Source organism: Ralstonia sp. Ralssp110 (genome assembly GCF_047325135.1).
GTDB lineage: Bacteria > Pseudomonadota > Gammaproteobacteria > Burkholderiales > Burkholderiaceae > Ralstonia > Ralstonia mojiangensis.
Map to the genome: position 1 here is coordinate 1,261,924 of NZ_CP168609.1, position 25,879 is coordinate 1,287,802.

At 62.1% G+C, this 25,879-nt stretch carries 19 protein-coding genes; 15 read left to right on the top strand and 4 right to left on the bottom strand.

Annotation, left to right across the window (positions count from 1 at the left end):
* Positions 1-5 precede the first annotated feature (5 nt).
* Positions 6-1,496 carry an aspartate/glutamate racemase family protein gene (locus tag ACEN9T_RS06335; RefSeq protein WP_253535622.1) on the top strand — a complete coding sequence of 497 codons (1,491 nt, stop codon included), beginning with the start codon at positions 6-8 and terminating at the stop codon, positions 1,494-1,496.
* A 48-nt stretch (positions 1,497-1,544) separates the two neighbouring features.
* Positions 1,545-1,811: a LysR family transcriptional regulator gene (locus ACEN9T_RS06340; protein ID WP_392397901.1), complete on the top strand. Its 267-nt coding sequence runs from the start codon at positions 1,545-1,547 to the stop codon at positions 1,809-1,811.
* Positions 1,812-2,012: 201 nt separating this feature from the next.
* Here ACEN9T_RS06340 and ACEN9T_RS06345 read toward each other — a convergent pair whose 3' ends face one another.
* Positions 2,013-3,248, bottom strand: coding sequence for a hypothetical protein (locus ACEN9T_RS06345; RefSeq protein ID WP_413705830.1), 1,236 nt, complete (start codon positions 3,246-3,248; stop codon positions 2,013-2,015).
* A 222-nt stretch (positions 3,249-3,470) separates the two neighbouring features.
* On the opposite strand from ACEN9T_RS06345, the gene ACEN9T_RS06350 reads away from it, so the two are divergent.
* Positions 3,471-6,191: a hypothetical protein gene (locus ACEN9T_RS06350; protein ID WP_413705831.1), complete on the top strand. Its 2,721-nt coding sequence runs from the start codon at positions 3,471-3,473 to the stop codon at positions 6,189-6,191.
* Positions 6,192-6,341: 150 nt separating this feature from the next.
* Here the strand turns inward: ACEN9T_RS06350 and ACEN9T_RS06355 are convergent, their stop codons facing one another.
* Entirely contained in the window at positions 6,342-7,505 is a 1,164-nt protein-coding gene (locus tag ACEN9T_RS06355) for a GlxA family transcriptional regulator (protein ID WP_413705832.1), read from the bottom strand.
* 295 nt (positions 7,506-7,800) lie between these two features.
* Here ACEN9T_RS06355 and ACEN9T_RS06360 point away from each other — a divergent pair, with 295 nt between their 5' ends.
* From ACEN9T_RS06360 to ACEN9T_RS06390, 7 genes are all read left to right on the top strand, one after another.
* Complete coding sequence (locus tag ACEN9T_RS06360; protein WP_413705833.1) at positions 7,801-9,186, top strand: L-serine ammonia-lyase; 1,386 nt, start codon at positions 7,801-7,803, stop codon at positions 9,184-9,186.
* Positions 9,187-9,204: 18 nt separating this feature from the next.
* Positions 9,205-10,449 carry a sarcosine oxidase subunit beta family protein gene (locus ACEN9T_RS06365; protein WP_092976916.1) on the top strand — a complete coding sequence of 415 codons (1,245 nt, stop codon included), beginning with the start codon at positions 9,205-9,207 and terminating at the stop codon, positions 10,447-10,449.
* Positions 10,450-10,473: 24 nt separating this feature from the next.
* Positions 10,474-10,797 carry a sarcosine oxidase subunit delta gene (locus ACEN9T_RS06370; protein WP_092976919.1) on the top strand — a complete coding sequence of 108 codons (324 nt, stop codon included), beginning with the start codon at positions 10,474-10,476 and terminating at the stop codon, positions 10,795-10,797.
* Positions 10,794-13,880 (top strand): 2Fe-2S iron-sulfur cluster-binding protein, encoded by a 3,087-nt coding sequence (locus ACEN9T_RS06375; RefSeq protein WP_413705834.1) that lies wholly within the window; start codon positions 10,794-10,796, stop codon positions 13,878-13,880. The genes ACEN9T_RS06370 and ACEN9T_RS06375 overlap by 4 nt, the downstream gene beginning before the upstream one ends.
* Positions 13,870-14,502, top strand: coding sequence for a sarcosine oxidase subunit gamma (locus ACEN9T_RS06380; protein WP_092976924.1), 633 nt, complete (start codon positions 13,870-13,872; stop codon positions 14,500-14,502). Before ACEN9T_RS06375 ends, ACEN9T_RS06380 begins: the two co-directional genes overlap by 11 nt.
* On the top strand, positions 14,499-14,945 hold the full coding sequence (locus tag ACEN9T_RS06385; RefSeq protein WP_413705835.1) for a dihydroneopterin aldolase: 447 nt from the start codon (positions 14,499-14,501) through the stop codon (positions 14,943-14,945). The genes ACEN9T_RS06380 and ACEN9T_RS06385 overlap by 4 nt, the downstream gene beginning before the upstream one ends.
* Before the next feature lie 155 nt (positions 14,946-15,100).
* Positions 15,101-16,261, top strand: a complete 1,161-nt coding sequence (locus tag ACEN9T_RS06390; protein WP_413705836.1) for a porin — start codon at positions 15,101-15,103, stop codon at positions 16,259-16,261.
* 58 nt (positions 16,262-16,319) lie between these two features.
* Here the strand turns inward: ACEN9T_RS06390 and ACEN9T_RS06395 are convergent, their stop codons facing one another.
* Positions 16,320-17,750, bottom strand: coding sequence for an MFS transporter (locus ACEN9T_RS06395; protein WP_413705837.1), 1,431 nt, complete (start codon positions 17,748-17,750; stop codon positions 16,320-16,322).
* A 281-nt stretch (positions 17,751-18,031) separates the two neighbouring features.
* Here ACEN9T_RS06395 and fdhA point away from each other — a divergent pair, with 281 nt between their 5' ends.
* Positions 18,032-19,228 carry a formaldehyde dehydrogenase, glutathione-independent gene (gene fdhA, locus ACEN9T_RS06400; protein WP_413705838.1) on the top strand — a complete coding sequence of 399 codons (1,197 nt, stop codon included), beginning with the start codon at positions 18,032-18,034 and terminating at the stop codon, positions 19,226-19,228.
* Between the two features lie 87 nt (positions 19,229-19,315).
* On the opposite strand, the gene ACEN9T_RS06405 is transcribed toward fdhA, so the two are convergent.
* Positions 19,316-20,347, bottom strand: a complete 1,032-nt coding sequence (locus tag ACEN9T_RS06405) for a GlxA family transcriptional regulator (RefSeq protein WP_092976939.1) — start codon at positions 20,345-20,347, stop codon at positions 19,316-19,318.
* 458 nt (positions 20,348-20,805) lie between these two features.
* On the opposite strand from ACEN9T_RS06405, the gene ACEN9T_RS06410 reads away from it, so the two are divergent.
* The 4 genes from ACEN9T_RS06410 (at position 20,806) to ACEN9T_RS06425 (ending at position 25,877) form a co-directional block, all read left to right on the top strand.
* On the top strand, positions 20,806-22,080 hold the full coding sequence (locus ACEN9T_RS06410; RefSeq protein ID WP_413705839.1) for a serine hydroxymethyltransferase: 1,275 nt from the start codon (positions 20,806-20,808) through the stop codon (positions 22,078-22,080).
* A gap of 30 nt (positions 22,081-22,110) precedes the next feature.
* Entirely contained in the window at positions 22,111-23,082 is a 972-nt protein-coding gene (locus ACEN9T_RS06415) for a dipeptidase (protein WP_092976945.1), read from the top strand.
* Positions 23,083-23,219: 137 nt separating this feature from the next.
* Positions 23,220-23,753, top strand: a complete 534-nt coding sequence (locus tag ACEN9T_RS06420; RefSeq protein ID WP_413705840.1) for a DUF5943 domain-containing protein — start codon at positions 23,220-23,222, stop codon at positions 23,751-23,753.
* Positions 23,754-23,813: 60 nt separating this feature from the next.
* Entirely contained in the window at positions 23,814-25,877 is a 2,064-nt protein-coding gene (locus ACEN9T_RS06425; RefSeq protein ID WP_316676473.1) for an NADH:flavin oxidoreductase, read from the top strand.
* Positions 25,878-25,879 lie beyond the last annotated feature (2 nt).

Below are 25,879 nucleotides of genomic sequence, written 5' to 3' on the forward strand. Positions count from 1 at the left end.
CAACCATGAAACAGCACACATTTGGCGTGATTGGTGGACTCGGGTCGCTGGCCGGAGCCGATCTGTTCTTCAAACTGGTACGTAGCGAGCCCGTGCTGGCGGAGCAGGATGCCTTCCACTTCCTATTCGAGCAGCATCCATTTCGGGATGTACGTGCACCGCTGAATGTGACGTGCAGCATGACAGCACGCAAGCTGTATGTGTTCCAGATGTGCCAGTCGCTTGCGCAGCGAGAAGTGAACTCCATCCTGCTGCCATGCTTCGCCAGCCACACCTTCCGCGAGGAACTGCAGAGCGAGCTGACTGTGCCCATTGTCGACATGATGGCGGCGTTGCGGCGGCACGTGGACCGCATCGCCACAAAAGGGGCCGTGCTGGGTGTGGTCGCGTCGGATTTTGTGCGGCGATCCGGCTTGTTCGAGCGGTACTTTGCAGATCGCTACGACATCGTCTATCCCGGCGGCCTCGACCAAGCCTTCGTCATGAACGCCATCTACGGCGAGGACGGTGTCAAGGCAGGCAAGCTGGAAGGTCACGCCGTCGAGCACCTGGCGCATGCGTGCGAAAGCCTGCAGCGACAGGGCGTGGAGTGGATCCTTCCGGGGGTGACTGAGCTGTCGCTGGTTTGCCAGGTGCTGCAGCGCCGCGGCTACCCAGTGCTCGACGGCAACGCCATCTATGCCGAGCACGCGGTGTCATTCACTGCATCGGGGCCACGCCGTGTATTCAAGCTGGGTATCGTCGGCGGTGTCGGCCCGGCAGCCACGGTTGATTTCATGGACAAAGTTGTACGCAGCACGCCAGCGAGCCGAGACCAAGACCACATCAAGATGGTCGTGGAGCAGAACCCTCAGATTCCAGACCGCACCGCACACTTGCTGCATCAGGAGGCTGACCCGACAGTCAGCCTCTACGCGACGTGCAAGCGGCTCGAATCTGAGGGCGCCAGCGCAATCGCTATCCCATGCAATACGGCACACGCGTTCGTCCAGGACATTCAGCCTTACTTGGCGATCCCGATCGTGAACATGCTGACAGAAACGATCGCGTTTATCCGTTCGCAGTACGGCACCGTGCGGCCGGTGGGATTGCTGGCGACCTCCGGCACGATCGCAAGCGGCGTCTATCACGAGGCTGCCACGGCAGCCGGTATCACGTTGATGACGCCCTCGGAACCGTTCCAGGAACGCGTTATGTCTGCCATCTACGGCGAGCATGGTGTGAAGGCCGGCTATGTCGACGGCGCATGTCGCGAGGCGTTGCGTGAGGCGATCGAGCACCTTGCACTGGCCGGCGCCAAGGTGATCATCCTGGGCTGCACCGAACTGCCGCTCATCTACGGAGAAACGACGGCGTTTGCGCTGGCCAACGGCAAATCCGTTGTGCTGGTGGATCCCACCGCCGTGCTGGCGCGACATTGTGTGGGCCTGGCCCAGCCCGAGAAACTGGCTTTGGCCAGTGAGACGCCGTCGGAATGCGTTTCCGTTTCTGCTTGAGACCCCATTCCCTGATCATCACTGGCGCAGTTTGTTTCGACGATGCAAATGAAATGGCTGGAGGCACTTATTGCGCTTGAGGGAACACGAAGTTTTTCCCACGCCGCACGCAAGCGCTGTCTTTCACAACCGGCCCTGTCCAGGCAAATACAGTCGTTGGAGAAGTGGGCGAGCGTTCCGTTGGTGAATCGTGACGTGCAGCCAATCCAGATGACAGCGGCTGGTCATGAACTGTGCATACATGCCCGATGCATCCTGACGATGCTGTCAGTGGTACAGCGTGATTTCAGATCGAAGCATTCAAACGGAGACTGAATACCGCTGGGTTGCTCGTCCAACCTCGATGGCTCGACAAGCTTCGCTTTGGATGCCACGCATTCGGATGGTGTACGCCGGCCCCACTGTGGGGCAAGCAGACTTGAACGCGTTCCAACCTGGTTCAATGCGCTCTGCTGACCCATGCCACTCAAACTGCCCCGCATCTCGTCCGGTGCCTCTGTCTCTACACCTTCGTCGTCACAGGCGGTGACCGGCGAGACAAATACGCCATCCACGCCTGCCAGACAGGCGTCTCGCCAGCGTGGCGAACTTGCCGGCTTGAAGAAGGCACCCCCGGCGCCGCCTGCACTGCCGGGCACACCGCAGACCAACGTCGGTGTAGTGAAGCGGGTGGGCAAGGCATTGCGTGCGCAAGTCAAAAGCACATTCAGCTGCGTAACGAAGGACGGCGCGAGTCGACTCGATTGGAACACGCCGTTCAGCGCGCACTCGCGGGCCGGCAGACCGACCACGTTGCGTGATTTCGCGCACGTCAAGCAATCTGCGGCGCGGATGGCCGCCGCGCGCGGTGACGCGCCGCAACCCGGTAGTCCTTCTGGTTCGGCACGTAGAACGGAGCAGGCGCTCAACCAGGCAATGACGGGGCTGCGCACCCAGATTTCTGCGATCACCAATGCCAGCGCCAGTCTCCACGGCGGTCAGCCGCAACCGGCGCAGGCGCTGCAGCACGTCGATGATGTCATTGCCTACTGGGAGTCGACGCAAGGGCAAGCGCTGGCTGCGAAAGTCAGCAGCGAACCTGAGGCATTCGTTGCGGGAGTCCGGGAGATGGCCGCGGCACATTCGCCAGCCGTTGCCATGGCGGTATCGCTGGCGCTCGTGTCGGCCAAGGAGCGTCTCGATCCGGGCAACGCCACAACGCTCAATGGCGACGTCTTTTCTTATCTGAAGCATGCGGACCTGGGTGCCGAAATCGGTAACGCGAAAACGCATTCCGAGACATCGCGCGACTCTCATATCCTTGCACTGCGGCGCGCGCTGGAGCAGACGCGCGAGGCCTTGATGGCAAATCGGTGCACCACGGGCGCCGGTTCGGGCGGTGAGTCTTCGTCGGCACCATCCCACGCAATCGATGTCAAGGCGCTGCAGGCCTTCATCCAGACGGTGCGAGATTTCCCCATCAGCATGCGGGGGGCGGCACGACATGCGCCGCAGGCCCTCGCCGATTGGCCGGGGGTGCGCGAGAGCCACGCGCAGTTCGATGCGCACAACGCCGAGGCGGCTGCCGCATGCCTGGCCACGCTCGAAGCGGTGGCCGATGAAATCGGCTCGCAACCGCCTGCGCACGGGCAAAAGGGTGCGGTTGAAGTCTCCGCCCACACCGTCGAGAAAATACGCGACGCGCAGGAGGCGATGATTGCGGCTGTCTCGACGCCGGCTCATCTGCACGCACACGACCAGCAGCTCAAGCATGCCGAATCGGGGCGGGCCGTTGCGTGGGGCGCTTTACAGCATGCCGCGACCACCGGCAATTTCGAGGCCATGCTCGCCGCCACGGGCAACCGCAATCTTGGCGCCACGGATCAAGGCAACCTGCGCGTCCATCTGCAAGCCGGCGCTGCGATTGCCACCGCGCTGAAGGCCAAGCCCACGCCGGAGGCGCTGATTGCAGCGCGGCTCGCTCCGCACGAGGCCGTGTCGAGCGCGACGAACTTCGCCCAGCGCGTGAGCGATGCAAGCGCAAAGCTCATCCACGGTGTCGGTCCGGCAACCTTGAGCGCCGCTGAAAAGAGTGATCTGGTCGCGTGGCGCAACGGCTTCACTGACGATGCACCGGGTTCCGAATTGAGCCAGTTCAAGGCTCGCTTGTTCAAGTCGCTTGCATGGGTCGACCGCATGGACAACGACCGGCGCGCGACATTGCCAAGCAACCACAAATCGCCGCTCTCCGCCGCGCGCAATGGCATGGCGCAGGGCGATCGCGCGGTCTTGGCGAACGAGCAGAAAGCGTTGTTGGCTGAGCTCGCGAAACCGGCGGTCGACGAGGTGGTGCAGGCCGTCGCTGTTGAAATGGAGCACCTTTGCGGTAGCACCCCGCCGGCAGAGACTGAAGCCGGGGAAGGGACTTCCCATCGCCCAAATGCGTTGAGCGACACCCATTGCCAGTGGATCGCCCTGCGCGTCGCGCTTGAAGACTGGTTGCCCGAGCACAAGGCCGCCCGCCAGGGGCATCAACTCGTGCTGGGCCGCGAACTCTCGCCCGCAGCATTGCCGGAAGATGTCGAGCAGCGTATTCGCAGGTTCACTGAAGACGCCGCACACAAGGTGACGTCGGGCTCTCCGGAGGCCCTTGAACAGGCGATTGCAAGCGTCAGGCAGCATCTTGGCAATGTCCGCCTTGGCTTTGAAGACCTGCATGCGCTTGCGAACTTCCTCAATGTCGAGCGGGCCGAACCGTTTCAGAAGGCAATGGAAGCCGCCCGGAAAATTGCCACGGCGCCGCCGCTGGCCCCGGCTGACCGATCGCAGCACAGCGTGCGCGCCATGCTGGTGGACTACCTGAAGACGATTCCCGGTGGCAACACGGTCCGGTTCAGTCGCGGCACCACCGGCGGCTTCAGTACCAAGGGCATTACCAAGGCGCTCGTCAAAGCGAAGAAGCGGCTGCTTGGCGTTCCGGTTGCCGGCAATGCCCGTGTCGATCTGCGCTATGAGAAGGGGCGTGAAGCGGCGGTCTCCATGTCGTACCCTGTGCACGCTGCCGAGCTGTTTATCGGCACGGAAAAGCGGCACCGTGGGCGCATCGGCGCGGGCTGTTTCTTTGGCGCCAAGCTGTTCAAATGCTGCCGCACTGGCGCCAACGTTGATGTGAATCCGTACGAGCACGAGCGCACGGACGCCACCGGCATCATGGTCCGCATCCCGCGCCGGACGGCGGCTAAAGATGCGGAAGTCCGCGCGCTGTTCTCGCGCGTCACCGACTTCATGTTCTCGGCCGCGGATGCCCGGCGCCGATCTCCCGAAGGCATGCCAGATGCCGATGCGCTTTTCCACGCCTTTGCCAGCGAGTTCTACGCCGAGCACGATCTTTCGATCAGCTGGATCAACCAGAAGACGCGCGCGCATCGCAGCGAGATGTCAGTGGGAATCGGCATATCCGTCAGCAAGCTGCTGAACCCCAGCCAACACCGCGCGAGCAGGCAGGAGACAGGTGCGCTCGGCTCCAGCCTCGGCTACTCGTTCGAGAAGCAATGGCTGTCGACATTCAAGCAGCTCGACGCCACCGGCACATACCGGATTGCTAACCTGCGCGAGCAAAAACTGAGCCGGCACAAGATCAATCTTGGGCTCACTACGTCAGCAGTGACGGGCACGATCGGCAACACCTCGGCCGATCTGTTCGGTGGTGGCGCGGTGGTCAAGGAGCGCGGCACGAACGTGAAGCTGCGCCTGGCGATCGATCGGGACAATGTGCTGCCGACAAAGTCTGTGGCCGATTTCGAATTCGACAGCTTCCACGACTACGCCCGGTATGTCGAAGCCACCAAGCAGGAGTGGGTCAAGTTCTTTGCCTATCCGCACCGGAACGATCCGGATGGCGGCCAAGCAAAGGGGCTCAAGGCCGTCAATGACAATCTCGATACCGCGCGTCTGCTGGACACCCCATACAACGCCTTCTTTGTGCGCCGGGCACTCACCGCGGACGCTGCGAAAACGCTCAACCATCTGCAGCAGCTTTCGCTGGTGACGCCGCAAAGCGAGACAAAGCTGCACGAGCAGCTCGCCGCGTCATACACCAAGACGATCAACGCCCCCAACTCCTGGATGCCGATTGGCTTGCGCGCTTATGAAAAATACAGTGAGGCTGACGGATTCAACGTCAACGCGGGGCTGCGCTTGACGCAGAACACCGGGCTCAAGGTCGAGCGGCAGATCGTGTTCGATACGATCGACGCCAAGCTGCTCAAGGAGTATGAAGCGCAGTTGAAGGAAGATCAGAGCACACCAGAGCCTCCGGCGGCGACTCATGTCCCAACCGGCGTGCCTCCATCGCCTCGCCCGATGCAGCGCCAGGGGTCATCGGGCACGCCGCTGTATCAGAGCGTGCAAGGTGCGCGATCCGAAATCGAGCCGGCGCACGAAGAGGCTGACCGCGAACCGCTTACCGTCCCGCCGCGCGAGCAGCGATCTCCGTCGCTTGCCGACATGCTGGCCATGTCACCGCCGCGTTCGCGACCCGACGACACGCGCGCGCATCTGGAGCGACTGAAACAGCAAATGGATGCGAAGGCGGGTATTGCTTCTGCTCCCAAAAAGTCCGGCACCCTGTCCAGCAAGCTGTTTGGGCAGCGCAAGGCCCAGCCGAAGCCCGCCACACCTGCTCAGTCCAGCGATAAATCCAGCGGCAACAGGTAGCGTCCGAGGGCCCGTGCGTGACGGAGCAGCCAGTCACCCCGCGCTCTGGTTCGAGGCGTCCACGGGCCGTCGTGCCGCCAGGCGGCCGCGCTAACGGGCGTTCCTTGGTACAGAGTTTTTGTCTGGCCGCGGCGGAAATACGCCCAAGGGCTAGCGCATCTCCGGAACTCGATGGGTGGCGAGCAATAGCGCACTGACAGCGGGAGACGGGCCGGGCATGACATGTTGCGCCAGCGAGATCAAATCGCCCTCCGACTCCGGCGTTGTAGCGACGTCGCCATCATGGCGCGCGGGGTCGTCTGGATTTGTGCCCTTGTCTCGGTAGGCTGCCGGCGGCATACCGAACTGCTTACGGAACTCGCGGCCCAGATGCGAGGCGTCAGCGAAGCCGCAACTGAACGCGATGTCTGCAACCCCGCGGTCTGAACTTGTCAGTAGCCAGGCGGCTGTGCGTAGCCTGATCTGCTTCGCAAATGTCTGCGGGCTCTTGCCTGTTTCGGCTTTGAACAGTCGTTCAAGCTGCCTGGCTGACAGGTCAAGCTTGCGGGCGAGTTCCTCCAATGGCAATGCGCGGCCAATGTGCTGTTCCATCAGAAGGATGGCGCGCTTGACCTTTGGATGTGTTGCGGGTTCGAGACCTGTCGGTTGCGGCTGTGGCGCATTGCCCTTTTGCATTTCGCCCACAAGCAGTATCCGCAGGGCCTTTTGCACGGTCGCGTGATCGAAGTGGCGCAGCAGGATTGCCGCGGCGACGTCGATCGACGCCCGTCCACCGGAACACGTGATCCGCCGTCTGTCGATCACGAATAGCCGGTCCGCAATCAGAAGATTCGGGTCGGCCGATGGAAACCGGTCAATGAAATCCCAGTAATGGAACCAGCTTACGCACGTGCGATGTCCGTCGAGCACGCCCGCGCGCATCAGCGAAAACACGCCGGTGCAAATACCGACGAGTGTTGCACCGGAGCCGGCTGCATGCTGGATGAACTCCAGCGTTTTTTGACTGGCCTGCGGTCCTGAATGCAGCAGCCCTCCCACGACGACGATGTAGTCGAAAGGCTCGGCCTCGTCGAAGGTTTCCCACGGCGTGACCTGGATCCCGCAACTTGCGCGCACGGGGGAAAGCGTTTCCCCGATCACACTCCACGCGCAACGCACTGGTTTGCTGTAGTCGCCGTCATCTGCGGACAGGCGCAGCATGTCAACGAACCCCGAGAACGCGGTCAGCGTGAAGTTCGGCAGCAGCACGATGCCAAACCGGATGCGTTTGGGTGCCGGTTCGGAGAGGGGCGAAGCCTGCACGTCAGAGTTCATCACCGCAAGTCAAGTTGGCGACTCCCGGCACGGCGGTCGTTGGTGCAGCGCACACCACAACCGCAGGAGGAAGCAGCGTTGTGAAGCTTCAATGGGCTCAGCGTCGCTCATTTGCCGCACGCGGACTTGTCGATTTCCGCCACAAATCATCGTCAAAGCGCCCGCAGCCGACATGCCGGATGCAGTTGGCGGCAGCATCCCATGCCAATGCCGTTTTTGTTCTATCGATCCACTTCGACCTTTGCTGTACTGACGTCCAACGTCATTCAACGCGACTATCCGCAAAGGCGACCAGATGAACGTCAGCGTCTTCGATTTATTCAAGATCGGCATCGGGCCGTCCAGCTCGCATACGGTCGGGCCCATGATTGCCGCGTGCCGCTTCGCCTCGCATATTGAAGACACCAACCTGCTGGCGTTCGTCAAGCACGTGCGGGTGGAACTGTACGGGTCACTCGGCGCGACCGGCAAGGGTCACGGCACCGACAAGGCCGTGCTGCTGGGGTTGGAGGGGAACCTGCCGGATCTGATTGACCCTGACCTGATCGAGTCGCGCCTTGCCGCAATCCGGGCGGCCAAGTCGCTGTCGCTGCTTGGTAGGCATGCCATCCGTTTCGACGAGAAAGAGCACATCGGCTTCTATCGAAAGTTGATGAGCGGCACCAGCATCGTGCACCCGAACGGCATGCGCTTTCAGGCGTTCGACGACAACGGCCAGCTGCTGGTCGAGAAGGAGTATTACTCGGTCGGCGGCGGCTTTGTCGTGAACCGCGATGGCGATCGCGTGAACGGTGTGCGTGCGACGGCCGAGATGCCGTATCCATTCCGCACTGGCGACGACCTGATGCGGCAGTGCCGCCTGCACGGTCTGTCAATCGCTGAACTGATGTTCCGCAATGAATGCACGGTGCGCTCTCCTGACGAGGTTCGTGCCGGCCTGCTGACCATCTGGCGAACGATGGCGGCGTGCGTGGAGCGCGGTTGTGGGGCCAAGGGAGAGCTTCCTGGCCCGATGCGCGTGAAGCGCCGTGCGGCTGAGCTGAATACACGTCTGCGCTCGCGATCGGAAGAGTCGCTGCGCGACCCGCTCTCGATGCTCGACTGGGTCAACCTGTACGCGATGGCCGTCAACGAGGAGAACGCAGCGGGCGGGCGTGTCGTCACCGCGCCGACCAATGGCGCCGCCGGCGTCATTCCCGCCGTCCTCCACTACTACGTGAAGTTCGTGCCGGGCTCGAACGACAACGGCATCGTCGAATTCCTGCTGACCGCTGCGGCGATCGGAATCATCTACAAAGAGACCGCGTCGATCTCCGGCGCAGAAGTCGGCTGCCAGGGCGAGGTGGGCGTGGCCTGCTCGATGGCGGCGGCCGCGCTTGCTGCGGTGATGGGCGGTACACCCGATCAGGTTGAGAACGCCGCTGAAATCGGCATGGAACACAACCTCGGTATGACCTGTGACCCGGTCGGAGGGCTGGTGCAGATTCCATGCATCGAGCGCAATGCGATGGGCGCGATCAAGGCCCTCAACGCCTCTCGCATGGCGCTCAAGGGCGACGGCCAGCATTACGTGTCACTCGACTCCGTCATCAAGACGATGCGCGAGACCGGTGCCGATATGAAAACGAAATACAAAGAAACGTCGCGCGGCGGTTTGGCTGTGAACGTTATCGAATGCTAACGAAGAGGTCTATTCAAAATGAGCCGCTACTCGATATTCAGCCTGTTCCGAAATGGCCTCTCGTATCACGAGAACTGGGAGCGGCAGTGGAAGAGCCCGGAACCGAAGCGCGAGTACGACGTTGTGATCGTCGGCGGCGGCGGACATGGTCTTGCCACTGCCTACTACCTGGCCAAGGAGCACGGTATTACCAATGTCGCGGTGCTGGAAAAAGGCTGGATCGGTGGCGGCAACACAGCCCGCAACACGACCATCGTGCGCTCGAACTACCTGTGGGACGAATCGGCCGCGCTCTATGAAAAGGCGATGAAGCTGTGGGAAGGGCTGTCGCAAGACCTGAACTACAACGTGATGTTCAGCCAGCGAGGCGTGATGAACCTCGCCCACACGCTGCAGGACGTGCGTGATACCGAGCGTCGCGTCAATGCAAACCGGCTCAACGGCGTTGACGCTGAGTTTCTGACGCCCGCCCAGATCAAGGAAATCGAGCCGACGATCAATCTGAACGCGCGCTACCCGGTGCTGGGTGCCTCGTTCCAGCGCCGTGGCGGTGTCGCGCGGCATGACGCGGTAGCGTGGGGTTTTGCGCGTGGCGCAGATCGGGCCGGCATTGACATCATCCAGAACTGCCAGGTGACGGGCATTCGGCGTGAAGGCGGTGCGGTGGTTGGCGTGGAGACCGTGAAGGGCTTTATCAAGGCCAAAAAGGTGGCCGTGGTTGCCGCTGGTAACACGACCACGCTGGCCGACATGGCCGGCATCCGCCTGCCGCTCGAGAGCCATCCGCTGCAGGCGCTGGTGTCGGAGCCGATCAAGCCGGTGGTCAATACGGTCGTGATGTCGAATGCCGTGCATGCCTACATCAGCCAGTCCGACAAGGGCGATCTCGTGATCGGCGCCGGTATCGACCAATACACCGGCTTTGGGCAGCGTGGCAGCTTCCATGTCATCGAGAGTACGTTGCAGGCCATTGTCGAGATGTTCCCGGTGTTCTCGCGCGTGCGCATGAACCGCCAGTGGGGCGGCATTGTCGATGTGTCCCCTGACGCCTGCCCAATCATCGGCAAGACCGATGTGAAGGGCCTGTACTTCAACTGCGGGTGGGGCACGGGCGGCTTCAAGGCGACACCGGGTTCAGGCTGGGTATTCGCACACACCATCGCGCGCGATGAGCCCCACCCATTGAACGCTCCATTTGCGCTCGATCGCTTCTACACGGGCCACCTGATCGACGAGCACGGCGCCGCCGCCGTCGCCCATTGATTGCCATCACCACGAGGAAAAACCATGTTGCTGATCGAATGTCCGTGGTGCGGGCCGCGCGCCGAATCCGAGTTCTCGTGCGGGGGCGAGGCTGACATCGCACGTCCACTCGAACCCGAAAATTTGACCGATCGCGAATGGGGCGACTACCTGTTCATGCGTGAGAACCCGCGTGGCGTTGCGCGTGAACAATGGCTGCACACCCAGGGCTGCCGCCGCTGGTTCAAGGTCGCTCGCGATACCGTCTCATACGACATCAAGGGCTACGAAAAATTTGTTGGTGCCCAGCCTGGCCAGGCTGGCAGTCAACCCGATGTCAACGCAAAGCAAGAAGGGGCGAGCAAATGAGCCAGAAAGACCGTCTCGGTACGGGGGGCCGTATCAACCGTGCGATTCCGCTGACATTCACGTTCAACGGCCGTACCTATCAGGGGTTCCAGGGCGACACGCTCGCGTCGGCGCTGCTGGCGAATGGCGTGCATTTTGTGGCGCGCAGCTTCAAGTACCACCGCCCACGCGGGATCATGACCGCAGGCGTGGAAGAGCCGAACGCAGTGGTGCAGCTTGAGGCCGGCCCCTACAGCGTGCCGAACGCGCGTGCGACGGAGGTCGAGCTGTACCAGGGTCTCGTTGCCAGCAGCGTCAACGCGGAGCCCTCGCTGGAAAACGACCGCTATGCGATCAATCAGAAGTTCTCGCGCTTTCTGCCGGCCGGGTTCTACTACAAGACGTTCATGTGGCCGCGCAAAATGTGGCCGAAATACGAAGAGAAGATTCGCGGGGCGGCAGGTCTGGGTAAGGCGCCTGATATGCGCGATGCCGATCGCTATGACAAGTGCTATGCGCATTGCGATGTGCTGGTGGTGGGCGGTGGCCCAAGCGGTCTGGCTGCTGCATATGCAGCGGCCACGGCAGGCGCGCGTGTGATGCTCGTGGACGATCAGCGCGAGCTGGGCGGGAGCCTGCTCTCGTGTCGCGCAGAGATCGACGGCAAGCCCGCGCTGCAATGGGTGGAGAAGATCGAGGCCGAACTGCGCAAACTGCCCGATGTGACCATCCTGAAACGCAGCACGGCGTTCGGGTATCAGGATCACAACCTCCTGACGGTGACGCAGCGCCTCACCGACCACCTGCCGATTTCGATGCGCAAGGGCACGCGCGAGCTGCTGTGGAAGGTTCGCGCCAAGCGCGTCATCCTGGCGACCGGCGCGCACGAGCGCCCGCTCGTGTTCGGTAACAACGATCTTCCGGGCGTGATGATCGCCGGGGCTGTTTCCTCATACATCCATCGCTATGGTGTGTTGCCCGGTCGGGAAGCCGTTGTGTTCACAAACAACGATCGCGCATATCAAACCGCGCTGGATCTGAAGGCGTGCGGTGCGAAGGTCACGGTGGTGGATTCGCGAGCGTCTTCGGAGGGTGCACTGCCGGCCGCAGCGAAACGGCAAGGCGTGGTTGTGATGAACGGCGCTGTCGTCACCACGGCCTCCGGCAAGTGGCGCGTATCGTCGGTCGATGTTGTCTCGTACTCAAACACGAGCGGTGGCGTTGTCATGGCAGCCCCGGCGCAGATGCGCGTGTCGGCGGCCGACGTGGCGGCTTACAACGGCGGCAAAGTCGGCGAGAAGATCAAAACGCTGCCCTGCGATATTGTCGCGACGTCGGGTGGATTCAGTCCTGTATTGCATCTCTTCGCCCAATCGGGCGGAAAGGCGCAGTGGGACGATGGGAAGGCGTGTTTCGTACCCGGCAAGCCCATGCAAGCCGAAGTGAGCGTGGGCGCTGCGGCTGGAAAGTTCGCGCTTGCAGAGGCCCTGAAGCTTGCCGTGGACGCAGGCGCCGAGGCGGCAAAGATTGCCGGGTTCGCGGCTGCGCAGCGCCCTGTTGCACCCAAGGTGACCGACGTGAAGGAGACCCCGCTCCAACCACTGTGGCTCATCGGGGATACCAACTCTGCAACACGTGGGCCGAAGCAGTTCGTCGATTTCCAGAACGACGTTGCGGTGACCGACATCCTGCTTGCCGCGCGCGAGGGCTTCGAATCGGTCGAGCACGTCAAACGCTATACGGCCATGGGCTTCGGCACCGATCAGGGCAAGCTCGGTAATATCAACGGGATGGCCATTCTCGCGCAGGCGCTTGGTAAGACGATCCCGGAAACCGGCACGACCACGTTCCGGCCCAACTACACACCGGTGTCGTTCGGCACGTTCGCAGGGCGGGAATTGGGCAATTTTCTCGACCCCGTCCGCAAGACCTGCATTCACGAATGGCACGCCGAGCGCGGTGCGCTGTTTGAAGATGTAGGCAACTGGAAGCGCCCCTGGTACTTCCCGAAGAAGGGCGAAGACCTGCACGCGGCTGTCAAGCGGGAATGCCTCGCGGTGCGCAACAGCGTTGGCATTCTGGATGCCTCCACCCTCGGGAAGATCGACATCCAGGGGCCGGATGCTGTGAAGCTTCTCAACTGGATGTACACCAACCCGTGGGGCAAGCTCGAAGTGGGGAAGTGCCGCTATGGGTTGATGCTCGACGAGAACGGCATGGTGTTCGACGACGGTGTGACAGTGCGCCTGGCCGATCAGCATTTCATGATGACCACCACCACCGGTGGCGCGGCTCGCGTACTGACCTGGCTTGAGCGCTGGCTCCAAACGGAATGGCCCGACATGAGGGTGCGGCTCGCGTCCGTCACCGATCACTGGGCGACGTTCGCGGTGGTTGGCCCGAACAGCCGCAAGGTGGTGCAAAAGGTCTGCCAGGACATCGACTTCGGCAACGGGGCATTCCCGTTCATGACCTACCGGAACGGCACTGTGGCGGGCGCCCGGGCGCGCGTGATGCGGATCAGCTTCTCGGGCGAACTGGCCTACGAAGTGAATGTGCCGGCCAATGCAGGCCGCGCTGTGTGGGAAGCGCTGATGGCGGCGGGTGCCGAGTTCGACATCACGCCATACGGCACCGAAACCATGCACGTGCTGCGTGCCGAGAAGGGCTACATCATCGTCGGCCAGGACACGGATGGATCCATCACCCCTTACGACTTGGGCATGGGCGGTATGGTCGCCAAGACGAAGGACTGCCTCGGCAAGCGGTCGCTTGCGCGCGCCGATACCGCCAAGGAGGGTCGCAAGCAGTTTGTCGGCCTGCTGACCGACGACGCTCAGTTTGTGCTGCCCGAAGGGGCGCAGATTATCGCCAACGGCACGCAGGTGTCCGCGCTGGAACCGACACCGATGATCGGCCACGTGACTTCGAGCTACTACAGCCCGATCCTGAACCGTTCGATTGCGCTGGCAGTGGTCAAGGGTGGCCTGAACAAGATGGGCGAAAGCGTGGTGATTCCGCTGGCCAATGGCAAGCGCGTCACCGCGAAGGTTTCCAGCCCGGTTTTCTACGATACGGAAGGGGTGCGCCAACATGTGGAATGAATCCAGAACTGAAGCGCAGATGAGCAACATTGCGAGCGCACGACTTGAATCGCCGTTTATTGGCGCGGTCGACCTGCTGAAGACCCGGCAGAACCGTGCACCCGAAAAGTTTGCGTTCCGCGAGCGGCCCTTTCTCGATCTGGTCAACGTGCGCGGCGACCTGAACGATCCGGCGTTCGTTGCCGCGTTCCAGGGGGTGGTGGGTTGCCGGCCCCCGGCCGATCCCAATACGGTGGCGCGCAGCACGGAGTACGACGTGCTATGGCTTGGCCCCGACGAATGGCTTGTGCGCTCGATCGGGCCGGTACAGGCGGGGGTGCTGGAGGCAAAGCTGGCCGAGGCCGTGCGGGGTTCGTACGCTGCGGCCGTGGATGTCGGCAGTGGCTACACCGTGGTCGAGATCAGCGGCCATTGCGTGCGGGATGTCCTGGCCCGCGGTTGCCCGCTCGACCTGCATCCGCGCGTATTCAAGCCCGGGCAGTGTGCGCAGTCGCATTACTTCAAGGCGTCGATCGTGCTGGTTCCGACCGGCAATGATGTGTATGAGATCGTCGTCCGGCGTAGTTTTGCCGACTACTTCGTGCGCATCATGCTCGACGCGGCCGCGCCATTGACGGCATGAAACCCATCGACACCGCCTTTAGCGAATCGCTTGCCGCGGTCGATGTACCGCTCCTGCCTGGCCGGGGTTGGAGCGTGTTCGTCGATGCATTGACCGTGCCTGTCCGGATCGGAATTCATCCACACGAACACGCGGCCCCGCAGCCTATCGTGATCGATGCGCGTCTTGGCTACGGTTGCGAGCCGAGCGAAGAGAGCGACTGGATCAACTACGAAAGCTACTGCGCACGCGTAACGGCGTACCTCTCAAGCAAGCCGCACACACGGCTTCTGGAGACGCTGGCGGCCGAGCTTGCCGACCTCTCATTTCGTGAGTGGCCGGCGCTCGGTACGCTGACCCTGGCAGTGCATAAGCCGAAGATCCGGCCGGGTACGCAACGCGTTGGCGTGGCGCTCGAATGGACACGTGCCGACTATATGCGGCGCGGCGGACGGCCCGTCTGATCCCCGCCGTGGTGCAGATGGCGGCGGCGTTCAAGCCCATGTCGCGTTTAGCATCAAGCGTTCCAGCCCCGGAGACTACTCTCGTAAACAGCCGCTGCTGTCTTTGCTGATGGGCATGGCTGCGGCGCGATTCCACAATACGAGGAGGAAATCCAATGAAAAAAATCGCACTGGGCTCAGCGCTGGGTTCCGGTATTGCATTGATGTTTTCCGCGCCGGTCTTCGCACAAAGCAGCGTGACGCTCTACGGCGTGATCGATGAAGGCATCAACTACACCAACAATGTTGGTGGAAAGAGCCTGGTTGAAATGGCCAGCGGTTTTGCGCAAGGCAGCCGCTGGGGGCTGAAGGGTGCCGAAGACCTCGGTGGTGGCGCCAAGGCACTGTTCCAGCTTGAAGGCGGGTTCAACGTGGATACCGGCAGAGCCGGGCAAGGCGGATTGCTCTTCGGGCGCCAGGCATACGTTGGGCTCTCCGACAATCGGTTCGGCACCGTCACGCTTGGGCGGCAGTATGACTCGGTGATCGACTATCTGTCGCCCACCACGGCCGCCGGGAACTGGGGTGGCACCATGTTCGGCCACCCGTATGACAACGACAACTTCATCTATTCGTTCCGCGTCAACAACACCGTGAAATACACGAGCCCGGTCCTGTCCGGGTTCCAGTTTGGTGGCACCTACAGCTTTAGCGACGATACGAGCTTCGCGAAGAATCGCCAGTACAGCGCCGGGATGCAATATACAAACGGCGGGTTGCTGCTGGCGGCCGCGTACCTGCAGGCTGACAACCCGTCATCCACGGCAGGCGGTGCCATCAACAACGGCGGCGATCAGAACTTCCTCGCCAACCGTCTGCGCATCTTCGGTGCCGGTATCAACTACACGTTCGGCGCAGCGACGGCCGGCTTGGCCTATTCCAATTCGAATCTGAGCCAACCGCAATCGACCGAGTACATTTCCGGGTCGATCCTGCCGGCGAGCGGGACGTTGAGTTCGCTGCGCTTCCAGAACATCGAGGCGAACTTCAAGTACCAGTTCACGCCTGCGTTCTATGCCGGGGCGCTGTATACGCTCACCTTGGAGAATTTCCATGCCTCGTCCGGCGATGCCAAGCCGAAGGTGCATGCCTTTGGGGTGATGGCGGACTACAACTTCTCCAAGCGCACGGACATCTACTTCCAGGGCGCCTATCTGCGTGTTTCCGGCGGCAAGACTGGGACGGCACTGGATCTGGCGGATCTGCCTGGAGCAGCAAACGCCTCGTCCACGGCAAGTCAATTCCAGGCTCGCATCGCGCTTCGCCACAAGTTCTGATACCGCGCCGCAGGCAAGTCGCCCGGCCCTTGCGTATGACGCAGGGCCGGGCTTTTACTTATGAGACGTTGTCTGCAGCGGTGGAGTACGTTGCAGTTTCAGCGGCGGCTTCTTCTGATGCCAAGGTTTCCAGCGCCACGCCACGGGTCTCGATACCGAGTGCCCACACCGCCAGCGCTGCAGCTGCAAATGACAGCGCGCCCAGCGTAAACACCCCGGCTTGGCCGAACACGGGCAGCACAACCCCGACCGCGTAAGGTCCGATCAAGGAGCCGATCCGGCCGATGGCCGACGCGAAGCCGGAGCCCGTTGCACGCGCGCCCGTTCCGTATTGTTCGGGCGTGTAGGTGTACAGCACTGCCCACATGCCGAACAGGAAGAACTGCATGGCCAAGCCAGTGCAGACGAGCAGCGTGACGCTGTTACCGTACAGCGCGCTTTGGCCGTACAGATAGGCCATGGCACCACCACCCAGCAGCGACGCGATGCAGGTCGGCTTGCGTCCCCAGCGTTCAACCAACCAGGCGGCACATAGGAACCCGGGCACACCGCCCAGGGAGATCAGCACCGTGTAGTACACCGATTGCGTGACCGCAAAACCCGCCTGCTGCAGCAACGCACCCAGCCACGACGTCAAACCGTAGAAGCCCAGGAGCGCGAAGAACCACAAGAGCCAGACCATTGTCGTGCGGCGGCGGTACGCGGCGCTCCAGATTTCTCGCAACGCGCTGTGCTGGCGCACCGGCTGAGCCGCGGGACGCTGAACGATCGGGGGCAGCGTGGTGATGTTCATCGAGCGCATCACCTTGGCTTCGATGCCACGCATGACTGTGTCGGCTTGCGCGCCGCGGCCCACGTGCTCCAGCCAGCGCGGCGACTCCGGCACCGCGCGGCGCACGATCAGCACGAAGAAGGCCGGAACCGCGAGCAGCGCAAACACGGCCCGCCAGCCGAACTGCGGCAGCACGAAGTACGACGCGATGCCCGCGGTGATGAACCCCAGCGGCCAGAAGCCGTCCATCAGCGCGATCAGGCGCCCGCGGTTTGCTGCGGGCACGAACTCGGAGAGCAGCGTCAGCGCCACGGGAAACTCCATGCCCATGCCGATGCCCAGCAGCACGCGCCAGGCGATCAACGCCTCAACGCTCTGTGCGGTCGAGCACAGATATGACGCGACGCCCCACAACACCATGCTCCACTGGAACACGGGCCGGCGCCCGAATCGATCTGCTAGCAGCCCGGCAACCGCCGCGCCGATCACCATCCCAAAGAAGCTTGAGCTGGCGACCAGGCCCGCCGTGGCGGTGGACAGCCCGAACTCCTTTTTGATGGAGCCGAGCACGAAGGTCATCGTGGCCAGATCGACGGAATCAAAAAAGAATGCAATCGCGATGATGATGAAGATCCGCTTGTGATAGCCGGAGAACGGCAGGCGTTCGAGCCGCGCTGCGGCGTTCGCCTGTGGAAAGACGGGGAAAGTGGTTGGCATGGCGTCCTCATAAAGAACGAGCCCTGTTGGAGGTTGTTGGAGGGCCCGGATCTTCAGTAGACGCGGTTATCCATGACCGCTCTGGCAGGAAAACGTCGCCAGCCTGCGCAAATCCGCCATGGCAGCTGTGGCATTGCGTTGCGATGTCGGCGTGAGCCAAGCACGCGTCGTGTTTTGCACATCGATACCCGGGTCCGCGCCGCTACTCTCGAAGACGCTACCGCGCTGGTCGCGAGGGTCGGCGAGGCAGCCACGAATCAACAGGACATGGAGACAAGGCGATGAGCAACAACCGAGGTGTCGTATATCTTGGCCCGGGCAAGGTCGAGGTGCAGAACATCGACTATCCGAAGATGGTCGACCCGAGTGGTCGCGCGATTGGTCACGGGGTGATCCTCAAGGTCGTGAGCACGAATATCTGTGGATCGGATCAGCACATGGTACGTGGCCGCACAACGGCACCTGTGGGGCTCGTGCTCGGTCATGAGATCACCGGCGAGGTGGTCGAAATCGGCCGCGACGTCGAGACATTGCAGATTGGCGACCTCGTATCGGTACCGTTCAACGTGGCATGCGGGCGTTGCGCAATGTGCAAGGAGCAACACACCGGCGTCTGCCTGAGCGTCAATCCGGCACGTGCAGGTGGAGCGTACGGCTACGTCGACATGGGCGGATGGATCGGCGGCCAAGCCGAATACGTGCTCGTGCCATATGCGGATTTCAACCTGCTGAAGTTTCCTGATCGCGACCAGGCCATGGCGAAGATCCGCGATCTCACGTGCCTGTCGGACATCTTGCCGACTGGCTACCACGGTGCCGTCACGGCGGGGGTGAAGCCGGGCTCGACGGTCTATATCGCCGGTGCGGGCCCTGTCGGTATGGCTGCCGCTGCGTCGGCGCGTCTGCTTGGCGCGGCGTGCACCATCGTCGGCGATATGAATCCGGCACGCCTTGCCCACGCGAAGGCAATGGGCTTTGAAGTGGTCGACCTGTCGAAGGACGCGACGCTTGGCGAGCAGATTGCAGAGATTCTCGGTACGCCCGAAGTTGACTGCGCAGTCGATTGCGTTGGCTTCGAAGCGCACGGTCACGGCTCTGGCCACACGGAGGAAGCGCCGGCAGCGGTGCTGAATTCATTGATGGAAATTACGCGGCCCGCCGGTGCAATCGGGATTCCAGGCCTGTACGTCACCGATGATCCGGGTGCGAAGGATGCGGCTGCCAAGCATGGGGGCCTGAGCATCCGCTTCGGTCTTGGGTGGGCGAAGTCACACTCCTTCCATACCGGCCAGACGCCTGTGCTCAAGTACAACCGCAATCTAATGCAGGCGATTCTGCACAACCGTCTGCCGATCGCAGAGATCGTCAACGTGTCGGTTATCTCACTGGACCAGGCGCCCGAAGGCTACAAGCAATTTGATGGCGGTGCGCCGCGCAAATTTGTCATTGACCCCCATGGGCTGCTTGCGGCTGCCTGATCGGTTCTGGGCAAAGAAAAAAGGCGGCCACTTGTGGGCCGCCTTTTTTTCTGGCGCGAGAGTGCTCTGGTTTTGGCCGCCCCTGCCTTAAGCGGCGTACATCGGGGACGAGGAAAACGCAGACGCTCCAATGGGCGTGGTGGGTCGGGCCAGTGGAGCGGCTTGAGCCCTGCGCTCGCGCGTAGGTGCAACGCCAAACGCGTCGCGGTAGCTCTTGCTGAAATGGCAGGCCGACTGAAAGCCGCACGCCATCGTGATATGCATGATCGACATGTCCGTCTGCAGCAGCAGTTCACGCGCGCGGCGCAGACGCAGTGTGAGGTAGTAGTGCGTCGGGGTCATCCCAAGATGGTCGCGAAACAGCCGTTGCAGCTGGCGTTGCGACATGCTTGCCAGGCGCGCCAGCTCTTCGCGCGAGAGCGGCTCCTCGATGTTGTTCTCCATGAGCGAGATGACTTCGAACAGCGATTTATTGGCCGAGCCGAGCCGCGCCACGAGCGGCATTTTCTGCTGCGCGCCCGTATCCCGCACGTGCTCGACAATGAACTGCTCGGCAATCTGCGTGACACGCGCTGTACCCACGCGTTTGGCAATCAGGTTCAGCATCATGTCGAGCGGCGCCACGCCGCCGGTGCATGTGACGCGGTCCCGGTCGATCACAAAGAGTTCTTTGAGGAAGCGCGTCTCTGGAAACTCCTCTTTGAGCGCCGACATGTTCTCCCAATGGATCGCGCACGCATAGCCGGCAAGCAGCCCCGACCGTGCAAGCGCATACGTGCCGGTACACAGGCTTCCCAGGACGATGCCCTCACGTGCGGCGCGGCGCAGTGTGGAGAGGTGCTCAGTGGTCGTTGCGCGTTGAACATCGATACCGCCGCAGACGAAGACGATGTCCGGCCGATCGATGGACGTCATGGGCTGGGTGTCGATCACCAATCCATTGCTGGCCATGACGGGGCCCCCCTCCGGACTGACAATGGACCAGTGGTACAGCTCTTGGCCACTGAGATAGTTCGCCATGCGCAGCACTTCGATGGCGTTTGTGAACGCGATCATCGTGAAGTTGGGCAGCGGCATGAACGCGAAATGCTGCAGTGACGCAGTTCGGTCGGACGACATGGGGGCGTTCCTTCATTTCCGTTGGCCGTTCGTGCCGGGTTATCCCGATCATCGATTCAGGCTCTATTCGCTATTGATAGTGGGAATGCAACAACCGGGCCATACGGCGAAACCCTACTCATCCGGAGTGGGGAGGCGGGTGACCACGGCACGCCGCTCCGAATGCGTGATCCGGCGCACTCGCATGACGCGGGCTGCACCGCTGCAGTGCGCACGCGTATTGCAAAGCAGCATGCGCAGGACCGAGGCGCCTCCGAGCAGCACCCCGTTTCCGGATTTGTGCAAAACGGACGCGAATGGCGGAAAAGGAAAAGAACGCGTCTGAATTCGCCAATCGACGACGAATCCGGGCGTCAAGAATAGAGCCGTCAGCAACGCAATGCCGATCAAGCGAAAGAGCGGGTATAGCGCGCTTCGCAAGCCATCAGGCAGCCTCCCACTCCATTCACGGACGCCCCATGTCGAACACGCAGTCATTCTTCTCGCAATCACTTGCCGAGCGCGACACGCCCATCCGCAGCTCGCTTCTGAAAGAACTTGAGCGCCAGCAATCGCAAGTGGAGTTGATTGCGTCGGAGAACATCGTGTCGCGCGCCGTGCTCGAGGCACAGGGCTCGGTGTTGACCAACAAATATGCGGAAGGCTATCCGGGCAAGCGCTATTACGGCGGCTGCGAATATGCAGACGAGGTGGAATCGCTCGCGATTGACCGTGTGAAGCAACTCTTCAACGCTGGCTTTGCCAATGTGCAGCCGCATTCGGGCGCCCAGGCAAACGGCTCCGTCATGCTTGCGCTCACCAAGCCGGGCGATACAGTGCTGGGCATGTCGCTTGATGCAGGCGGGCACCTGACGCACGGCGCCAAGCCTGCCTTGTCAGGCAAATGGTTCAACGCAGTGCAGTACGGCGTCAGTCGCGACACGATGCTGATCGACTACGAACAGGTCGAAAAGCTCGCGCACGAGCACAAGCCGAGCCTGATCATCGCTGGGTTTTCAGCGTATCCGCGCAAACTCGATTTCGCCCGGTTCCGCGCAATCGCCGACAGCGTTGGCGCAAAGCTGATGGTCGACATGGCGCACATTGCCGGCGTGATTGCGGCGGGCCGCCACGATAATCCAGTCGACCATGCGCACGTCGTCACGTCGACCACGCACAAGACGCTGCGTGGGCCCCGCGGCGGCTTCGTGCTCACTAACGATGAAGAGATCGCCAAGAAGATCAATTCCGCTGTGTTTCCGGGGCTGCAGGGCGGCCCGTTGATGCACGTGATTGCGGGCAAGGCCGTTGCGTTTGGCGAGGCGCTCAAGCCCGAGTTCAAAACCTACATCGATAGCGTGCTGGCCAACGCCAAGGCGCTGGGTGAAGTGCTCAAGGCCGGCGGCGTTGACCTGGTCACCGGTGGCACCGATAACCATCTGCTGCTTGTTGACCTGCGGCCCAAGGGGCTCAAGGGTACGCAGGTGGAGCAGGCGCTCGAGCGCGCCGGTATCACCTGCAACAAGAACGGCATTCCCTTCGATACCGAGAAACCGACCATCACATCGGGCATCCGTCTCGGTACGCCCGCCGCCACCACGCGTGGTTTCGGGGTGAGCGAGTTCGAGCAGATCGGCCGCTTGATCCTGGAGGTCTTCGACGCGTTGCGTGCCAATCCGGACGGCGATCAAGCCACCGAGCAGCGTGTGCGCCGCGAGATCTTCGCGCTGTGCGATCGCTTTCCGATCTACTGACCTGGCTGACTGACCGAACCGGAGGAACACATGAGCACGCTGCATCAAGACAGCATCATCATCGACGGTCTGAACATCTCGAAGTTTGAGAGGCCGGTGTTTGAAGACATGCGCCGCGGCGGCATCACGGCCGCAAACTGCACGGTGTCGGTGTGGGAAAACTTCACCAAGACCGTCGACAACATCGGCGTGATGAAGCAGAAGATCCGCGAAAACGGCGAGCTGCTGACGCTCGTGCGTACGACGGACGACATCTTCCGCGCCAAGAAGGAAGGCAAGACCGGCATCATCTTGGGCTTCCAGAACGCGCACGCGTTCGAAGACAACCTTGGCTACATCGAAGCGTTTGCCGATATGGGCGTGCGCGTCGTGCAGCTTTGCTACAACACGCAAAACCTGGTCGGCACGGGCTGCTACGAGCGCGATGGCGGGTTGTCGGATTTTGGTCGCGAGGTGATCACCGAGATGAACCGCGTCGGCATCATGGTCGATCTGTCGCATGTGGGCGGCAACACGTCGTCGGAAGCGATCGCGTTCTCGAAGAAGCCGGTGTGCTACTCGCACTGCCTGCCGTCGGGCCTGAAGGAGCACCCGCGCAACAAGAGCGACGCACAGCTCAAGGAGATTGCCGATGCTGGTGGGTTCGTCGGCGTGACCATGTTTGCGCCGTTCCTCAAGCGCGGGATCGAAGCGACGATCGACGACTACATTGAGGCGATCGATTACGTCGTGAACCTCATCGGCGAAGACGCCGTGGGCATCGGCACGGATTTCACGCAGGATTTCGCCAAGGAATTCTTCGACATGCTCACGCACGACAAGGGGCGCTACCGCCAGCTGACCAACTTCGGCAAGGTGATCAACCCGGACGGCATCCGTACGATCGGCGAGTTCCCGAACCTGACCGCGGCAATGGAGCGCCATGGCTGGAAGGCGTCGCGCATCCGCAAGATCATGGGCGAGAACTGGGTGCGCGTGTTCAAGGACGTCTGGGGCGCATAGGCCCCATCGAATTCAGCGATCTCATCTACAAGAAAACCGGCCGTGCCCCGCAAGCTTCGGGGTGCGCAGGGGATGTCGTGTCTGCAATACCTGCAGCAAAGCGGCACACCGACGGCCTTCCTCACGGAGTCATTGCAATGCAACCTCAACTGCCGATCAACGTCGATCCCAACACCGGCGTCTGGACTACCGATGCACTGCCGATGCTGTATGTGCCCCGTCATTTCTTCACGAACAACCACACGGCTGTCGAAGAGGCGCTGGGGCGCGATGCGTATGCGGAGATTCTCTACAAGGCCGGCTACAAGTCCGCATACCACTGGTGCGACAAGGAAGCCAAGCTGCACTGCCTTGCGGGGATGGCCGTGTTCGAGCATTACCTGAAGCGTTTGTCCCAGCGCGGCTGGGGTCTGTTCTCGATTCTGGAAGCGGACCCAGCGGCAGCACGCGCCAAGATCGAACTGTGTCACTCATCGTTCGTACTCGCGCAACCGGGCCGCGAAGGCAAGCTCTGCTACATGTTCGCCGGCTGGTTTGCGGGGGCGATGGACTGGGTCAACGATACCGCGCCGGAAGGAAAGGGCGCGCCGCGTGCGCAGTCAAGGGAGGTGCAGTGTGCGGCGGAAGGCCATGACAACTGCATTTTCGAAGTGTCGCCGATTGCGCATTGATGCGCTGACACAAGACAACACCCGCAACACGACACACACGAACGCCAGAGGTCGCCAGCGATGCGTTATCCCCACCTGTTTAAACCCCTGCAGCTCAACCAGTTGACGTTGCGCAATCGGATCGTCAGCACGGCGCACGCAGAGGTGTATGCGGAGCCGGACGGTCTGCCGGGCGAGCGCTATATCCGCTACTACGAGGAAAAGGCCAAGGGCGGTGTGGGCCTGGCCGTGTGCGGCGGTTCGAGCCCCGTGTCGATCGATAGCCCCCAGGGCTGGTGGAAGTCTGTGAATCTGGCTACCGACAGGATCATCGACCCGCTCGCGCGGCTGGCCGAAACGATGCACCGGCACGGCGCGAAGATCATGATTCAGGCCACGCACATGGGTCGCCGTTCTGCATTCCACGGTGAACACTGGCCGCACCTCATGTCGCCTTCCGGCGTGCGCGAGCCAGTGCATCGAGGCAACGCCAAGATCATCGAGGTGGAAGAGATCCGCCGCATCATTACCGATTTCGCTGCAGCGGCGAAGCGAGTCAAGGCGGCCGGCATGGACGGCATCGAAATTTCGGCGGCGCATCAGCATCTGATCGACCAGTTCTGGAGCCCGCGCACCAACCACCGCACCGACGAATGGGGCGGCAGCCTGGAGAACCGCCTGCGCTTCGGTGTCGAGGTATTGCAGGCAGTACGCGAGGCAGTTGGCAAGGATTTCTGTGTCGGGCTGCGCATGTGCGGCGACGAATTCCATGAAGACGGTCTCGACCACGAGCAACTGAAAGAGATCGCGCAAGCGATGTCTGAAACCGGCCTGATCGACTATCTCGGCGTGATCGGCTCGGGAGCGGACACCCATAACACGCTCGCGAACTGCATGCCCCCCATGGCATTGCCGCCGGAGCCGTTTGTACATCTTGCGGCCGGCATCAAGTCAGTCGTGAAGGTGCCCATCATGCATGCACAGAGCATTCGCGATGCGGGCCAGGCCGAACGCCTGCTTGCGAGCGGGATGATCGACCTCGTGGGCATGACGCGTGCGCAGATGGCTGATCCGCATATGGTCATCAAGATTCGCGATGGCCGCGAGGACGAGATCAAGCAGTGCGTGGGCGCGAATTACTGCATTGACCGCCAGTACAACGGCCTTGATGTTCTGTGCATCCAGAACGCTGCGACCTCGCGCGAACAGACGATGCCGCACGTGATTGAGAAATCGCGCGGCCCGAAGCGCAAGGTGGTCGTCGTGGGAGCCGGGCCCGCTGGGCTCGAGGCGGCACGCGTTGCGCGATCGCGTGGCCACGACGTTGTGCTGTTCGAAAAAAATCAGGAGGTGGGTGGGCAGATCATGCTCGCTGCCAAGGCGCCGCAGCGCGAGCAGATGTCGGGCATCGTTCGGTGGTTCGACATGGAGACGAAGCGCCTGGGCGTGGACCGACGGCTTGGAGTGGAAGTCGACACGAAGGCGATCATGGCCGAACGGCCTGACATCATCGTGCTCGCCACGGGTGGCCGGGCCTTCTCTGATCAGGTGCCGGACTGGGGCGTCGCCGGCGGGCTGGCGGTCAGCTCGTGGGACATCCTCTCCGGCAAGGTCGAGCCGAAGCAGAACGTACTCGTCTATGACGGCGTCAGCACGCACGCCGGCGCGGGTGTCGCCGACTTCATCGCCAGCCGCGGCTCCAAGGTCGAGATTGTCACGCCCGATGTGAAGGTTGCCGACGATTGCGGCGGCACGACATTCCCGATCTTCTACCGGCGCCTGTACGCGCAAGGGGTCATCCACACGCCCAACTACTGGCTTGACCGGGTGTACGAGGAAGACGGCAAGAAGATCGCGGTGCTGCGTAACGAATACACCGAGGAACTGGAGGAGCGAGCCGTCGACCAGGTGGTCATCGAGAACGGCAGCACGCCCAACGACGCGCTGTACTGGAAGCTGAAGCCGGAGTCGGTGAACAGCGGGCAGATCGACGTGCATAAGCTGTTTGCGGCCGAGCCGCAGCCGTGGCTGTCGGAGGAACTGGGCAATGGCCGGTTTCTGCTGTTCCGCGTTGGCGACTGCATTTCGATGCACAACATTCACGGCGCGATCTACGACGCGCTGCGCCTCGTGAAGGATTTCTGACC